A 16,182-nucleotide genomic window follows, 5' to 3' on the forward strand; every position below is an offset into this window, starting at 1 on the left:
GGTGTAGAAGGCCGCAAATCTTGTATTTAATGAAGAATGGCGTTCGATGGAAACCGTAGTCATCGTAATCCACTTGATGGTCGTCTTGGCCCTTGTGCTTGTTGTCCTCCTGCAGCGTTCCGAAGGTGGGGCGCTTGGCATTGGCGGCGGGGGCGGTGGTCTGATGTCCAGCCGTGGGACTGCGAATATTCTGACGCGCGCGACTGCTGTGCTGGCGGTGGCTTTCTTCGCCACGTCGCTGACGCTCAGCCTGATTGCCAAGAATCAGGACCGCCCTGGTTCGATTCTTGATGCCGTGCCGACGGCAACCCAGGGAGCGCCCGCTGCAACGGACGGTGCGACCGAAGGTGGTTCAGGCGGTGTCCTCGATTCGTTGAAACAGCTCAATCAGCAAGAACCTTCAGGACCCCAGGTCCCGGCCGCGCAATAAGGCGGCCAAACGGGTCTTCGGACCCATTCACCTGACATATGCCCTGCGGCTTATCTCGCAGGGCATTTTTATGTGTTGAGAACGCAACTCCCGAGTGGCCAAAGCGCCCTCGGCAAGGATATGGTATCGGTCCATGGCGCGATATATTTTCATCACTGGCGGCGTGGTCTCCTCGCTTGGAAAAGGTCTTGCTTCAGCGGCACTGGGCGCATTGCTTCAGGCACGTGGATACAAGGTCCGTCTCCGCAAACTCGATCCCTACCTGAACGTCGATCCGGGCACCATGAGCCCGTATCAGCATGGCGAATGCTTTGTCACTGACGATGGTGCGGAAACAGACCTCGATCTCGGCCACTACGAGCGGTTCACCGGTCGTCCTGCCAACCAGCAGGACAACATAACCACCGGGCGGATCTATCAGGACATTATTGCCAAGGAACGGCGAGGCGATTATCTGGGCGGAACCGTCCAGGTCATTCCGCATGTTACCGACGCAATCAAGAATTTCGTTCTGACCGGCAACGAGGGCTACGATTTTGTCCTCGTGGAGATCGGCGGAACGGTTGGCGATATCGAGGGGCTGCCCTTCTTCGAGGCGATCCGCCAGCTTGGCAACGATCTTCCGCGTGGCGACGTCGTCTATGTGCACCTGACCCTGATGCCGTACATTCCAAGCGCCGGCGAAATGAAAACCAAGCCGACACAGCACTCGGTCAAGGAGCTGCGGTCTATCGGTATTCAGCCGGATATCCTGATGATCCGCTGCGACCGCGCGATCCCGGAAACGGAAAAACGGAAGCTGTCGCTGTTCTGTAACGTGCGTGAAAGTGCGGTCATTCCGGCTTACGACGTCAAGTCTATCTACGATGTGCCGATTGCCTATCACAAGGAAGGCCTGGACGACGAAGTTCTGGCGGCCTTTGGCATAAAGGGTGCTCCAGCGCCGGTTCTCGACCGCTGGAATGGCATTTCGGAGGCGGTTGCCAATCCGGAAGGCGAAGTCAAGATCGCCATCGTCGGCAAGTACACGGTTCTCAAGGATGCCTACAAGTCATTGATCGAGGCATTGGTTCATGGCGGCATCGCGAATCGCGTCAAAGTGAACCTCGAGTGGATCGAATCGGAAACCTTCGAGAAGGAAGACCCGAGCCCTTATCTGGAAGGGGTGCACGGCATTCTGGTTCCAGGTGGTTTCGGCGAACGTGGGGCAGAGGGCAAGATTGCAGCCGCAAACTTTGCGCGCACCCGCAAGATCCCTTACTTCGGCATTTGTTTCGGCATGCAGATGGCTGTTCTGGAAGCTGCCCGTAATCTCGCCGGTATTTCGGATGCCAATTCCACTGAGTTCGGTCCCGCGAAGGAACCTGTTGTTGGCCTGATGACCGAGTGGACGAAGGGCAACAACAAGGAAGTGCGCGATGCAGAGGGCGATCTGGGCGGAACAATGCGCCTTGGGGCCTATCCGGCAGCTCTCAAAACGGGGTCGCGGATCGCTGAAATCTACGGCACGACAAGCATTTCGGAACGTCATCGTCACCGTTACGAAGTCAATATCGGCTATCGCGACAAACTCGAGAAATGCGGCCTGATTTTCGCCGGTACATCTCCTGACGGTGTTCTTCCGGAAACAGTCGAAATTGCTGATCACCCCTGGTTCGTCGGCGTTCAGTACCATCCGGAACTGAAGTCCCGTCCTTTCGATCCACATCCGTTGTTCGCTTCCTTCATCAGCGCGGCAGTCCATCAGGGCCGCCTGGTCTAATCAGCCTGAGCGGGAAGGGGAGGAAACATGGTTCGCGGGCTTGATCATATCGTTGTTGCGGTCAAGGATCTGGAGTCCGCGGGCGAAGCCTGGAGTGAACTCGGTTTCACGGTTACGCCCGAAAATCGGCATTCCTGGGGAACGGCCAACCGCTTGGTGCAGCTCGATGGTTTCTTCGTCGAATTGCTGAGCATCGCTGATCGGGATCTCATTTTCGAAGCCTCCGAAAATGCGTTTTCGTTTGGAGCCTTCAACCGAGACTTTCTCGTCAACCGGGAAGGGGCCAGCATGCTGGTTCTGGACAGTGCTGATCCGCAGAAGGACAGGGACGATTTCCATAAAGCGGGACTGAAACTCTACGAACCGTTTTCCTTCGAGCGTACTGCCAATCTGTCGGATGGCAGCAAGGCACAGGTTGCCTTCGACCTGACTTTCGTCAGTGACCCGCTCGCCCCTGAGATCGGTTATTTCACTTGCTGCAACAGGTTTCCGGAGAACTTCTGGAAGGGCTCCTTTCAAAACCACGCCAATGATGCGTCAACGGTCAAGGCGGTTTATCTCGTCGCAGGTGATCCTTCTGACCATCACGCGTTTCTGGGTGGTTTTACAGGTCAGCGCGAAATGCGCGCGACCAGTCTCGGTCTGGAGCTGAACACAGCTCGCGGTACGATTTCGGTCCTGACGCAATCAGCCTATGCGTCGCTGGTTGGAGCCGAAGAAGCTGGTCAGATTGCCGGGCCGCTGCCGCAAATTGCGGCTCTCGAAATCGGCTGCAAGGGACTGACTGAGCGAAAAACAGTTCCGGCGAACAAGCTGAACGGACTGACATTGATCCTGTCTCCTCAATAATCTCCGACTAAAGCGCTGTTTTAGGTGTCATGAACGTGTGTCGCCTTTTGACCTGGGACGCCTCGACGTCGTGCCACATCCCGAAAATCACCAAGTCCCAGATTTGAAGTTTGCCGCTCCTGGCTCTCCAGGCGGGCGATACAGGGCTGACTTTGAAAACGTTAAGGAATTAATCCCCTGAGACCACACGGTTCGGGCACTATTCTCTTGTTGAATCAACCAGTCCTTTTATAGTGATCCTCATATTTAGCGCCTTGGCCTGGTGGTCGGACTGCGGAGTTCACGAATGACTTTTTTGCCTTTTGCCTCTATCCCTCGCACGCTTGCACTGGTTGCGGCCACTTCGGTGCTGCTGGTCGGCTGCTCTGACGACAAGCAAAAGGCGGCACCAGCTGCGCCGCCACCATCGGTAAGCGTTGCCAAGATCGAGTCTCAGAGTATTCGTCAAAGTGCGCGCTTCGTCGGTCAGGTTGCCGCCATCGACAAGGTCGATCTGATGGCCCGTGTCAAAGGGTTCCTGGAAAAGAAGGCCGTTCCCGACGGCTCCGTCGTCAAGAAAGACGACCTCTTGTTCACCATTGAAAAAGCCCAGTACCAGGCGGCTTTGACAAAGGCGCAGGCTGATCTTGCGAGTGCAAAGGCCGACGCTGCTTTGAAGTCAGCCGATGAAAAGCGGGACAGAGACCTGAGAGACAAGGGGCACCTGTCCGAGGCGGCCTATGAAGCGACTCTTGCTCAAAAACAGCAGGCAGAAGCGTCAGTGGAAGCAGCGCAGTCGTCTCTTCAGGAGGCACAACTCAATCTCAGTTACACAGACATTTCGGCACCTTTCGACGGGCAGCTCGGCAAGACCACCTATAGCGTCGGTGAGGTTGTCGGGCCAGGGACCGGGTCTCTTGGCAGTCTCATCAGCCTGGCTCCCGTTTACGTCAATTTCTCCGTCAGCGAGGCGCAGTATCTGAACGCGGTCAAGACCCACGGCATCAATCCGGCCGATATCACACCGGAGGAATCTCCTGATCTCAAGTTGGTGCTGCCAAATGGCCAAGACTATGACGAAAAAGGCAAGATCGTTTTCATTGATAACCAGGTCGACACGGCCACGGGAACGATTTCGTTCCGCGGCCAGTTCGCGAACAAGGACATCCGCCTGATTTCCGGTACCTATGTCACCGTCGTCCTTGAGGCCCCCAAGACAGAAACAGCACTTGTTGTTCCGCAAGCTGCAATTCAGCGGGATCAGGAAGGCGCGTTCGCGCTCGCTATCACAGCGGACAAGAAAGTCGAGCAGCGTTACGTGACACTGGGTCAGCAGGAAGGAGCGAAATTCGTCGTCTCCAAGGGCCTGAAAGAAGGCGACGAGGTCATCGTCGAAGGCTTGCAGAAAGTGCGCCCCGGTGTCGTCGTCAACCCGGTTCTTGCTTCCAAGCCGGCGGAGAAAAGCTAAATGTTTTCACGCTTTTTTATCTACCGGCCGAAATTCGCGCTGGTCATTTCCATTGTGATCACGATTGCCGGTGTGCTCGGCTATCTATCGCTTCCAGTTGAACAGTTTCCGAATATCACGCCGCCGGTCGTCAACGTTGCCGCAACTTATACCGGCGCAAACGCCGAAGTGCTGGAAGAAACCGTAGCCGCCCCCATCGAGGGGCAGGTGAACGGCGTTGACGATATGATCTATATGCAGTCGACGAGTAACGACAGCGGCAACTATTCTCTCAATGTCACTTTCGCGGTCGGAACAGATCCGGACATTGCGACGGTCAACACCCAGAACAGGGTCAGTCAGGCCAACAGTCAGCTGCCAAGTGACGTGACGAACAATGGCGTGACAGTGCAGAAAGCCAGCACGAACATGCTGCTGGTGATTACGCTGTATTCGCCGAAAGGCAGTTTTGATCCGGTTTTCCTGTCAAACTACGCTTCGATCAATCTGAAGGACGCGCTTGCCCGCGTGCCAGGTGTCGGTCGTGCAGACGTGATGACCGATTTTTCTTATGGCATGCGTATCTGGCTCGATCCGGACAGGCTTGCCAGCCTTGGCCTGACGCCTACCGATTTCATTACAGCCGTACGAGACCAGAATATTCAGGTGGCTGCCGGTCAGATCGGCTCGCCTCCGGTGCCGGACGGGCAGCAGTTTCAATACACCATCAAGGCAAAGGGGCGGTTGTCGTCGCCGGAAGAGTTCGAACAGATCGTGCTGCGAACGGGAGCCGATGGTGCCGTCGTAACGATTGGTGACGTAGCCCGGGTGGAACTCGGCGCTCAGGTCTACAATGCCTCGGGCGAATTCAACAGCAAGCCGGCCACTGTTCTGGCAATCTATCAGGCCCCTGGCGCAAACGCGCTGCAGGTATCGCAAGACGTGCTCGCGCGTCTTGACGAACTGGCCAAGAACTTTCCGCCGGACATGGAATACGGTGTTCCCTTCAACACCACGGATTTCGTTCAGGCCTCGCTCAACGACGTTATTACCACCCTGTTCCTGACCTTCCTTCTGGTGGTCTCGGTGGTGTTCATTTTCCTTGGGAACTGGCGGGCCACGATTATCCCGACTGTTGCAATTCCGGTGTCGTTGATCGGTACATTTGCCGTGTTGTTGGCCCTCGGCATGACGCTCAATACGATTTCGCTATTCGCGCTCGTGCTGGCCATCGGTATCGTTGTGGATGATGCGATCGTCGTCGTGGAAAACGTGGAACGCATCATTTCCGATGAAGGTTTGCCACCGAAGGAAGCCACCACAAAGGCGATGGAACAGATCACCAGTCCGGTGATCGCCACCACGCTTGTGCTTCTGGCTGTGTTCGTCCCGACCATCTTCATGCCCGGCATTACTGGACGTCTCTATTCGCAGTTCGCAGTGACGATCTCGGTCTCGGTGCTCATTTCCTCGATCAACGCGCTGACGTTGTCGCCGGCGCTTTGCGGTCTGATCCTCAAGGCTCGCTCAGGACCCCCGCGTGGCATCATGGGGCTTTTCGACCGTGGGATCACCTCGGTCCGCAATGGCTATACCGCTGTCATTCGCCGTCTCGTCCGCTTCGCCATCATCGGTTTGGCGGTCGTTGCCGGTGCGGTTGCTCTGATCGTGACGCTTGGTGGATCTCTGCCGCAAGGTTTCCTGCCTTCGGAAGATCAGGGGTACCTGATGGTCGACGTTCAGCTTCCCGACGGAGCCTCGCTGCAGCGGACAGAAACCGTCACCAAGCAGGTGGTTGAACTGGCTTCAAAAACCGCAGGTGTCGAAGACATCGTCATCGTCAACGGCTACTCGATCCTGAATGGCGCAACGTCTTCGAATGCGGCTCTGGTGATTGCCACCATGAAGAACTGGGAGGACCGTCAGGCGCCTGATCTGCGTATCAACGCGATCCTTGCAAAGTTCTGGGCGGAGTTCTCGACCATTCCCGGCGCAAATATCATCGCCTTCAACCCTCCGCCAATTCCAGGTCTGGGTACGACTGGCGGGGTTCAGGCGATGTTGCAGCAGACCGGAGGCGGCACTCCGCAGGATCTGGCATCGGCACTGGGTTCGATGATCTATTCTGCCAATCAGAGCCCTGAGGTGGGCCGGGCCTATTCAACCTTCCGAGCCAATGTGCCGCAGGTGTTTGTCGATCTCGATCGAGAAAAAGCCAAGACGCTTGGCATCAACGTTTCTGATGTTTTCACAACGTTGCAAGCCTATCTGGGGTCTTATTACATCAACGACTTCAACATCTTCGGCCGTGTTTACAAGGTCATGATCCAGGCAGAGGGCAAGTTCCGCGATCGGGTGGAGGATATCGGGGCGCTGTATGTACGGGCGAGCGACGGCACCATGGTGCCCATGCGAAGTATTCTGACCACGCAGAACGTGCTCGGTCCGCAAATCCTGACCCGGTACAACATGTTCAGAGCGGCAGCTGTGATGGCTGATCCGGCACCCGGCGCATCGACCGGTGTGGTGATCAACGAAATCAACGCCGCCGGCGCTCAGGCTCTTCCGTCCGGCTATGCGCTCGAATGGACGGGAACAGCTTTGCAGCAGTTGGGATCAGGCCAGATTGTTCTGTTGATCCTGCTCCTGTCGATCCTGTTTACTTATCTGTTTCTGGTTGCCCAGTACGAAAGCTGGACAATGCCCATCGCGATTTTGATGTCGGTTTCCTTTGCGATCCTCGGAGCGCTTGTGGCGGTGTTCGTGACTGGAGGTGACGTCAATCTCTACACGCAGATTGGAATGATCATGCTGGTCGGGATGGGGGCGAAGAACGCCATTCTGATCGTGGAATTCGCGATAGAACAAAGGGCCGATGGCAAGAGTATCAAGGACGCGGCCGTGGAAGCGGCTCATCTCAGGTTCAGGGCGGTGATGATGACCGCCTTGTCGTTCCTGCTGGGGGTTGTCCCACTCATGACAGCCTCGAGCGCTGGTGCCGCCAGTCAGAAAGCCATCGGCTTCGCAGTGTTCGGAGGAATGCTGTTTGCAACGTGCATTGGCATTCTGATGATCCCTATTTTGTACGTGAACTTGCAGACCATGCGTGAAACCGTCAAAGGCTGGTTTGGCGGGAAGGAAAAAGGGCAGACGGCAGAGGAACCTGTGGCTTCCTGATTGTAAAATAATTTCAGTTCGCGATCCTATTTGCGTTGTTTGAAAGTGACGTAAAGTAATCAAAGCCGGGCGATCCATAGGGATTGCCCGGTTTTTCGTTTTGAGACCAAATTGGGTAAAGCTTGGAATCTAGAGCGATCCACGCCAGGCAATGTAAAAAAGATCTAGCCGCACGCTGGTTCAGCACAACGGCAGATGTTGCAAGCTTAAAAATTTTTGGGATAAGACCTTGGAAATATTGGTGAGCCGACAGGGGTTCGAACCCTGGACCTACTGATTAAAAGTCAGTTGCTCTACCAGCTGAGCTATCGGCTCTCACCAATTTCCGAAGCGGTTCAGTGCGTTGTTGCAGCGCGACCGCGTTGGTGGCGTGTGTTTAGGCCGAGCTTGAGGACAATGCAAGAGGCAAAATCGACTTTTTCAACAGGCTAGGAAAAATCGGCATTTTTGTATGCACGTCGATGAATACACTGGGGAAAATTCGCGTAGTGATGAATTACAATACCGCTTGTTGATAGTGTTAAATTGAAAGCTAATAGTAATACCTAGAGAAAGTCGATTTACTATTTCAGAATATATTTGCAAAGTTTCGCTTTAAAGAAAATAACGATCATTCTCCTGCGAAAACTGTCAGGTAGCGCAATAAAGTCGAGTGATGTAACGTTGTTGGATACATGAGAGGTTACATGCACACCACGACAATCGACACCCATACGAGCTCCGTCGAGTTTGATTTCGTGAAAGGGCACATCGCTGCGACGATGACGCTGATTCATGGACTGATCGACCAGGGCTTGATCGACCGGGAACGGCTCGACCTGTTTTTTGCGTCATTTATCGGAGATCTTCCGCATAGCCGGGAAACGCTTGGCTTGCGTCTGATCCTCGATCAGTGGCGACAGGGCCTTCGCGATGGAGACGCTGACGAAGAGCTCAAGGGCAAGCTTTTTGAAGTTATCAAGGGAGGCCGTCACAACTGATTTTTCTTCAGTATGGCCGGCCCAGGGTAGGGGGCCGTGGCATATTTCGTTGCTCGACCTTGATGAAACGAAGATTATTTGAACTTTAAAAATTCACTTTTCAATTTGTAGCCCTTACCGATCCGCTTTCTCAGTTCAGGTATTTTGTGATTGAACCGGTTGTTGCCAGCTGGTGTTCATAAGACACCTTTGCTACTCCTTGGATATCGTGTTTGGTGCGGAAACAGCGCCACTGGATCAATGGAAACCGATGCGGGTTCCCAAGTGCACGGGTCGCGTTCGGTGTGCTCGTCAGTTGGAAAGGGATGCCGCTTCCAAGAAACGGCAGAAGGGCTGAACTGTTGGCAAAGCTACTGGAGACTGTCGTTGCTACAAAGCGCTTGAGGCGCCACTTGACCGGTTTCAGTTCCACACGCACCCGCCTTTCAGCGTTCCTTGGCGCCGGCTTGCTTCTTGTCGGTTGTGCGATTGGAAGTGCCCGTGCGGATGAACAGCATTTCATAACCATAGGAACCGGCGGGGTGACGGGCGTCTATTATCCTTCCGGTGGCGCGACCTGCAAAATCGTCAACATGACCCGGTCAGAGCACGGTGTTCGGTGTTCTGTCGAAACCACACTCGGCTCAATCGCCAACATCGGGAAAATTCATTCCGGCGAAATCGATTTCGGTTATGTCCAGTCCGACTGGCAGTACCATGCCTATCTGGGGACATCCGCATTCGAAAAAGACGGCCCGTTCGAGGAACTGCGCTCTATCTTCTCACTCCATTCCGAGGTTGCGACCATCGCAGTTCGAGAAGATTCTCCTTATCGGGAGTTCGACGATTTGAAAGGGTCGAGAATAAACATAGGCGGCAAAGGGTCAGGATCGGCGGCCTCCTGGAATTCCCTTATCAGCAGATTGGGCTGGTCTGAGAGCGATCAGGAGAGCCTTCAGGAACTCAAGACTTCCGAATTGTCGGAGGCACTGTGTTCGGGCAGGATTGATGCCTACTTCGAACTTATTGGCCACCCCGCCGCCTTGATTGAGGAAACTCAGGCTCGCTGCAACATCCGCTTGATCGGGATAGACGGCAAGGCAATCGATGCGCTTGTGGCTGAGGCCCCATACTATATGCCTGCCGACATTCCGGCGGGTCTTTATGGGCTTGATCAGCCCGTTGGTTCTTTCGGCGTTGTCGCCACTTTCGTGACCTCCGCGCGTATGCCGGAAGAGATCGTCAGGACGCTTGTGAAGGCTGTTTTCGAAAATTTTGAGAGCTTCAAGCGTCTTCATCCGGCTTTAAGCCTCCTGACCGAGAAGGACTTGGTGGCCTACAAGATGCCGGCGCCGCTACATCCTGGCGCATTGACCTACTTCCAGGAAAAAGGCCTAGTGCCCGCAACCGCTCCGGCGCAGGCAAACTGACCGGGCGAACGTCGCTCTCCAAATGGTGAGCACTTGTGTCTTTGGTCAACGTTGGGAAACGGCTAAGAAGGTCGCCCCAAGCCTCACCGGATTGCCGGTGTGGCCGCCAGAACAACCGGAATATCGAATGATTCAGGAAGTCACCATCGTAGGCGCTGCGCTTGCCGGCGTTCTATCTTTTGTCTCGCCTTGCGTTCTGCCCCTCGTGCCACCGTATCTCGGGTTCCTGGCGGGTGTCTCGCTGGAGCAACTGTCTGGTGAAGCCGAAGACAGCAACGCAGCGTCGCGGCGTGTTTTTCTAAGCGCCCTGTTTTTTGTGCTGGGTTTTTCGACTGTGTTCGTTCTTCTCGGTGCGACAGCCAGTTTCCTGGGCCAGTTCATTCGAGCCTATCTGGACTATCTGAGCTACATTGCGGGCGCCGCAATCATCGTCATGGGGCTTCATTTCCTGGGCGTTTTCCGCATAGGCATGCTTTACAAGGAAGCGCGTGTTCATGTGGAGAAAAAGCCTGCAGGACCGTTTGGCGCCTACGTGATCGGCCTAGCATTCGGATTTGGTTGGACCCCCTGTGTCGGTCCAATTCTGGCTGCCATTCTGTTTGTCGCAGGCGGCAAGGAAACGGTCGGGCAGGGCGCTTTGCTGTTGAGTGCCTACGCTCTCGGACTCGGTATCCCGTTTTTGATTGCTGCGCTTTTCGCGTCGCCGTTCCTCAAATTCATGCGAAAGTTCCGCAAACATATGGGCGCGGTTGAAAAAACCATGGGCGTAGTGCTTGTCCTGACCGGGGTCATGTTCTTGACCGGGCAGATGGCTGTTATGTCCTACTGGCTCCTGGAGACGTTTCCCGCACTTCAGACGATCGGTTAGCGCATCAATTGAATAACAGCGCCAAGAAATTGGCGCTCTGGTGAGCCACACTAATCGTTTTTGATTTGGGTAGACTTTTAAAACGCCGTGTCGCGAAACTCGGCGGCGGTCACAAGCGGTTCCCCCGCGAACAGGGCCGGGTGGCAGAGTTCCGTGACATCCAACAGCTGAAGGCATGCAACGGCGGCATCTGCCGCATTAGCGAATGGGCCGACCATCAGGGCAATGCCCTCTTGTGGCGTGGTCTGTTCCATCAGAAGCGGGCGAAGGTCACGCATGCGTTCCACGTTCTGATTCTTGAAATCCGCCCATGCTTTCGCAGCCGCAGCCGTGGAGCTGTAGTGACCAATGATCGCCCCGAAATCGCTCCGCTTCAGTTTGCTGTCGCCGCCACCGCGCAGCCGCCCGGCTGGACTTGAGGGTGTGACCACCACTGGTCTGCTGGTCGTTTGCGTAGGAGTTGCATCGAACGCATCCGTTATTGCCTGAGAAGAAGGCGTGTTTTCTTCAACCGTCAAGGGAATGGATCCGGTTGCCTGTGGCGCTTCACCTGCAGCCGGCAGGTTGACCCTGGGCAGATCGACAATCCGAACTGGTTCGCTCGGATTGAATTTCTGAGAAGGTGCATTGGATGCTTTGGTTCCGACCTGCATGCTGACCATTCTGGGGGGGGCCTTGGAAGCTTCCGGCATGCGTTGCAGAGACGCATCCTTTCTGACCGTTTGAGCTTGGGCCGCTGAAGTTGCCGGAACCTGCTGGTTGACCTCAACTCTCATTTTCGGAGAGGGGGGCGGAACAGGAAGCGAAGTCTTGGGGTTTGATTTTGCAGCTTCTGTACGGATCACACCGGGACCAGGCTCTGCCGGTTCACCATTGCTCCCAACCGTGGTGTCGGAGCTGGATGACTTCGAACGGGCGGCTTCCTTTTCCAGCGCAGCAATGCGCCGCGAGTAGGCGACGTTTTGTTCGGCTAATGCGCCCAGGCGTCGACGCAATCCGACGATTTCCTTTTGCAGGACTTCAATCTGGCTTTGGCTCAAAGCGGGCAACGGAGCATCTTTACCACCGTCCGGCAACTGCATGACCTCGATCGGGACACCTTTACCGGAAGAGGTCGAGATAGAGGCAGTCGTTGCAACCCCTCCCATCGGAGGAAGCGTAAGGCCAGAGGGAAAATCAAATTTCGGAGTGAACTGCTGTGGGGCGTTGCTGAACTGGTACGACGCAAGCCCGACTGTGCCCATGCAAACGGCCGCAAACGCCCACGAAAGCACGCCGACACGCGAAGGCGTGAACGTTTCGCGGACTATGTCCCGAACAGATTTTTGTGCCTTCCGCTTTGCCAAAAGTCCTGCTTTCCGCACCTGAAACCGAATCTCAAAGAAGATACCCCATCAGGTGCGTATTATGGTTAAGGAAACGCAAACTCGAACGCTCCGGAAGTCAGATCTTTCAATGTTCTGTGGATCGGGGCATATAGTGGCCGACACGTATGTGTGATGCCCTGATATTTGACAGTGGACCATTGATGACTGAACGTTCTTGCCTTTCGATTGTTCTAGCCGCCGGGCTCGGTACCCGGATGAAATCCAACCTGCCCAAGGTGATGCACGAGATTGGTGGCTTGCCGCTGGTCGGGCATGTGATCAAGACTTTGAAGCAAGCGGGATCCGATCGAATTTCAGTGGTGGTCGGGCCAGACATGCCGGAGCTTGAAAAGCTGGTGAATGTATTGGCGCCAGAGGCGACTTGCCCGGTTCAGCGCGAGCGGTTGGGGACGGCGCATGCGGTTCTTGCTGCGCGAACTGCACTGGAAACGATTTCAGACGATATTCTGATCCTTTTCGGCGACACACCACTGGTAACGCCGGAGACGATTGGAGAAGTTCGCAACGCTTTGGCCGACGGGGCGGAGGTTGCTGTTCTCGGGTTTGAGACCCGGCAGCCATTCGGTTACGGGCGGCTTGTGACTGAAGATGGCCGCCTGATCGCCATTCGCGAAGAAAAAGACGCTTCGGACGATGAGCGGAAGATCACATTTTGCAATTCCGGCATCATGGGCTTCTCAGGCAAGCACGCACTCTCGTTGCTGGATTCAATTGGCAATGCCAATGCCAAGAGCGAGTTCTACTTGACCGATGCAGTTGAAATCGCCAACAGCAGGGGCTTGAAAGTCGTTGCGATTTCCGCTTCCGAAGCAGAAACGCAAGGCATCAATACGCGCGCTCAACAGGCTGCTTGTGAAGCGGATTTCCAGGACCGGATGCGCCAAGCCGCGTTGGAAAACGGCTGCACGCTGTTGGCACCGCATACGGTTTACTTTTCGCATGACACGGTCCTGGAAACGGATTGTGTAATTGAACAAAGCGTGGTCTTCGGGCCGGGGGTGAAGGTCGCCGCCGGAGCGAGGATCAGGGCTTTCAGTCATCTGGAAGGTGCGACCGTCGGTGAAAACAGTGTCGTTGGTCCCTATGCGCGATTGCGGCCAGGCGCAGTCCTTGGAGCTGATACCCGCGTCGGAAACTTCGTTGAAGTGAAAAACGCCACCTTCGGGGACGGGGCCAAGGCGAACCATCTCAGCTATATCGGCGATGCCAGCGTTGGCTCCAAGTCGAACATCGGAGCGGGCACCATCACCTGCAACTACGATGGGTATCTGAAACACCGTACTGACATTGGAGCCGGTAGTTTTGTAGGATCCAATTCTACGCTCGTTGCGCCGGTAACACTCGGCAGCGGCGCGTTTGTTGCTGCTGGAAGCGTCATTACGGCCAATGTCGAGCCGGACTCCATGGCTTTCGGGCGGGCGCGTCAGACCGTGAAGGAAGGCAAGGCCAAGGAATTGCGCGCACGGCTGCAGGCAGCCAAGAACAACAAATCCTGAGGTATAGACATTTCCCCACCCCTGTCATTTTCTGAAACAGGTATTGATTTCTGATTGATTGGCACCGTCGTTTAAAGCAGTGCGGTCCGCTGGATCTATTTTTAAAGGGCTTTTTGCATGTGTGGCATTGTTGGCGTGTTGGGAACGATTGATGCGGCGCCTCGGATTGTGGATTCGCTCAAGCGTCTGGAATACCGGGGTTACGATTCTGCTGGCGTTGCCACACTGGTGGATGGCGCCATCGTGCGTCGCAGGGCTGAAGGCAAGCTCCGCAACCTGGAAGCAGCTCTCGAAAAAGCGCCTCTGATGGGCTTGTCCGGTATCGGGCACACCCGGTGGGCAACACATGGTGCACCGACTGTCGCCAACGCCCATCCGCATCAGGCCGGTTCGGTTGCTGTCGTTCATAATGGCATCATCGAAAATTATCTGGACCTGCGTGAGGAAATCGTTGCCGCGGGCGCAGTGCTGGACACGGAAACGGATACAGAAGTCGTTGCCCATCTGGTCAATCTGGCGATGGCAAAAGGCCTTTCTCCAAAGGATGCTGTCGCAGAAGTGTTGCCACGCCTGAAAGGCGCCTTCGCGCTCGCCATGCTGTTTTCCGGCGAAAACGATCTTCTCATCGGAGCCCGCAAGGGATCTCCGCTTGCCGTCGGCCATGGTGACGGTGAAATGTTCGTCGGTTCGGATGCTATCGCCCTGTCGCCGTTTACCGACCGGATTACCTATCTCGACGAAGGGGACTGGGCGGTCATCACGAGAGCGGGTGTTCAGATCTTCGATCAGCAGAACCGTCCCGTCACCCGCCCCGAGGCAAAGTCTTCTGTGACTTCCAGCCTGATGGACAAGGGCAACTACAAGCACTTCATGGCGAAGGAGATACACGAGCAGCCTGAAGTTCTTGGCCATACGCTGTCGCGCTATTTCGATTACAAAACCAAACGCGCTCGGGTGGAAGGTGCCGAAGAGCTGAAGTTCAAGGACTTGTCGCGGCTGATCATCACAGCGTGCGGGACAGCTTATCTTGCTGGTCTGGTGTCCAAATACTGGTTCGAGAAATATGCCCGTCTGCCGGTGGAGATCGACATTGCCAGCGAGTTCCGCTACCGGGAAACGCCGGTGAGCGACAAAGATACGGCACTGGTGATTTCCCAGTCCGGGGAGACCGCCGACACACTGGCCTCGCTGCGCTATTGCAAAGACAATGGCGCGACGATCGGGGCGATTGTGAACGTTCCTGAAAGCACGATTGCGCGTGAGGCCGACAAGGTCTTTCCGACCGTCGCGGGACCGGAAATCGGCGTCGCCTCCACGAAAGCCTTTACCTGTCAGCTCGCAGTTCTGGCCGGACTAGCGTTGCAGGCCGGGCGGGAACGCGGCGTTCTGACACCCGAGCGGGAACAGGAACTGGTCGCAGAATTGACGGAAGTTCCAAGCCTCGCGCTGAAGGCTCTGGCCTGCGAAGTCGACATAGAGAAACTGGCGCATCCGCTCTCCAAGGCAAGCAATGCCCTCTATCTTGGCCGGGCAACCAATTTCCCGCTTGCGCTGGAAGGCGCGTTGAAGCTGAAGGAACTCTCATACATCCACGCAGAAGGCTATGCTGCAGGAGAACTCAAGCACGGGCCGATTGCGCTGATCGACGAAAATATGCCGGTTTTCGTCATTGCGCCCTTCGATGCGATTTACGAGAAGACCGTTTCCAACATGCAGGAAGTTGCGGCTCGCGGCGGACGGATCGTCCTGATCACCGATCAGCGTGGGGCATCGGAATGCGGTAACGCCGCTGAGAATACGGTTATCCTTCCGGACATGACCGACATTGTGGCGCCGATCATCTACGCTCTGCCGGTTCAGCTTATTGCCTACCATACAGCCGTGTTCATGGGCACAGATGTCGACCAGCCGAGAAACCTGGCAAAATCTGTGACGGTTGAATAGTCCGTGGACGGCATAAGCACACACGACCGGGTTCTGCCGTTCGAAGAGCGGTACAGGAGCGATGTGATCGCGCTTTGGGACAAATGCGGTCTGACGCGTCCCTGGAATGATCCTGACAAGGACATCGACCGGAAGCAGACCGACGAAAACGGCGCTTTTTTCGTGCTGCTGTGTGGAGACAGGCTGATTGGGTCTGTCATGGCCGGTTATGACGGTCATCGCGGGTCGATCAACTATCTTTCTGTCGACCCGGACTTCCAGACGGTTGGACTTGGCAAGATGCTGATGAGCCGCTGTGAGGCCTTCCTGATTGCCCGGGGGTGCCCGAAGATCAATCTGATGGTGCGTCAGGGCAATGAAAAGGTTCTGAGGTTCTACGAACAGCTCGGTTATGCCGAAGAAACAGCCGTTGCCTTGGGCAAGAGGCTTATTCCGGACATTAAACCTTAAAGC

The 16,182-nt window shown here is 55.6% G+C and carries 12 protein-coding genes and 1 tRNA gene; 11 read left to right on the forward strand and 2 right to left on the reverse strand.

All coding sequences use genetic code 11. The annotated features are described in order from the left end of the window. Positions 1–46: 46 nt before the first annotated feature. The 5 genes from secG to AC2A6O_RS24995 all read left to right on the forward strand — a co-directional run bounded on the left by secG (position 47) and on the right by AC2A6O_RS24995 (position 7,644). Positions 47–430, forward strand: coding sequence for a preprotein translocase subunit SecG (secG, locus tag AC2A6O_RS24975; protein WP_148586782.1), 384 nt, complete (start codon positions 47–49; stop codon positions 428–430). A 133-nt stretch (positions 431–563) separates the two neighbouring features. Further along, a complete protein-coding gene (pyrG, locus tag AC2A6O_RS24980; RefSeq protein WP_148586783.1) occupies positions 564–2,192 on the forward strand; it encodes a CTP synthase in 1,629 nt (542 codons plus the stop codon). Between the two features lie 27 nt (positions 2,193–2,219). Beyond that, complete coding sequence (locus tag AC2A6O_RS24985) at positions 2,220–3,041, forward strand: VOC family protein (protein ID WP_498931137.1); 822 nt, start codon at positions 2,220–2,222, stop codon at positions 3,039–3,041. Between the two features lie 286 nt (positions 3,042–3,327). Further along, on the forward strand, positions 3,328–4,488 hold the full coding sequence (locus AC2A6O_RS24990) for an efflux RND transporter periplasmic adaptor subunit (protein WP_498931139.1): 1,161 nt from the start codon (positions 3,328–3,330) through the stop codon (positions 4,486–4,488). Further along, positions 4,489–7,644 (forward strand): efflux RND transporter permease subunit, encoded by a 3,156-nt coding sequence (locus AC2A6O_RS24995; protein ID WP_498931141.1) that lies wholly within the window; start codon positions 4,489–4,491, stop codon positions 7,642–7,644. It begins immediately after the preceding gene. A 239-nt stretch (positions 7,645–7,883) separates the two neighbouring features. Here the strand turns inward: AC2A6O_RS24995 and AC2A6O_RS25000 are convergent. Then, a tRNA-Lys gene (locus AC2A6O_RS25000) sits at positions 7,884–7,959 on the reverse strand. A 371-nt stretch (positions 7,960–8,330) separates the two neighbouring features. Here AC2A6O_RS25000 and AC2A6O_RS25005 point away from each other — a divergent pair. The 3 genes from AC2A6O_RS25005 (at position 8,331) to AC2A6O_RS25015 (ending at position 10,901) form a co-directional block, all read left to right on the forward strand. Continuing rightward, positions 8,331–8,624 carry a hypothetical protein gene (locus AC2A6O_RS25005; protein WP_148586826.1) on the forward strand — a complete coding sequence of 98 codons (294 nt, stop codon included), beginning with the start codon at positions 8,331–8,333 and terminating at the stop codon, positions 8,622–8,624. Positions 8,625–9,016: 392 nt separating this feature from the next. Then, positions 9,017–10,033 (forward strand): TAXI family TRAP transporter solute-binding subunit, encoded by a 1,017-nt coding sequence (locus tag AC2A6O_RS25010; protein ID WP_498931144.1) that lies wholly within the window; start codon positions 9,017–9,019, stop codon positions 10,031–10,033. 127 nt (positions 10,034–10,160) lie between these two features. After that, complete coding sequence (locus AC2A6O_RS25015; RefSeq protein ID WP_498931146.1) at positions 10,161–10,901, forward strand: cytochrome c biogenesis CcdA family protein; 741 nt, start codon at positions 10,161–10,163, stop codon at positions 10,899–10,901. Between the two features lie 77 nt (positions 10,902–10,978). Here the strand turns inward: AC2A6O_RS25015 and AC2A6O_RS25020 are convergent, their stop codons facing one another. After that, positions 10,979–11,896 (reverse strand): hypothetical protein, encoded by a 918-nt coding sequence (locus AC2A6O_RS25020; protein WP_498931148.1) that lies wholly within the window; start codon positions 11,894–11,896, stop codon positions 10,979–10,981. A gap of 533 nt (positions 11,897–12,429) precedes the next feature. On the opposite strand from AC2A6O_RS25020, the gene glmU reads away from it, so the two are divergent. From glmU to AC2A6O_RS25035, 3 genes are all read left to right on the forward strand, one after another. Beyond that, a complete protein-coding gene (gene glmU / locus AC2A6O_RS25025; RefSeq protein WP_498931150.1) occupies positions 12,430–13,785 on the forward strand; it encodes a bifunctional UDP-N-acetylglucosamine diphosphorylase/glucosamine-1-phosphate N-acetyltransferase GlmU in 1,356 nt (451 codons plus the stop codon). Positions 13,786–13,902: 117 nt separating this feature from the next. Continuing rightward, positions 13,903–15,729 (forward strand): glutamine--fructose-6-phosphate transaminase (isomerizing), encoded by a 1,827-nt coding sequence (gene glmS / locus AC2A6O_RS25030; protein WP_498931152.1) that lies wholly within the window; start codon positions 13,903–13,905, stop codon positions 15,727–15,729. Between the two features lie 3 nt (positions 15,730–15,732). Continuing rightward, positions 15,733–16,179 (forward strand): GNAT family acetyltransferase, encoded by a 447-nt coding sequence (locus AC2A6O_RS25035; RefSeq protein ID WP_498931154.1) that lies wholly within the window; start codon positions 15,733–15,735, stop codon positions 16,177–16,179. Positions 16,180–16,182: the final 3 nt, after the last annotated feature.

The sequence above is a fragment of the Labrenzia sp. ATLA3 genome, from assembly GCF_057180185.1.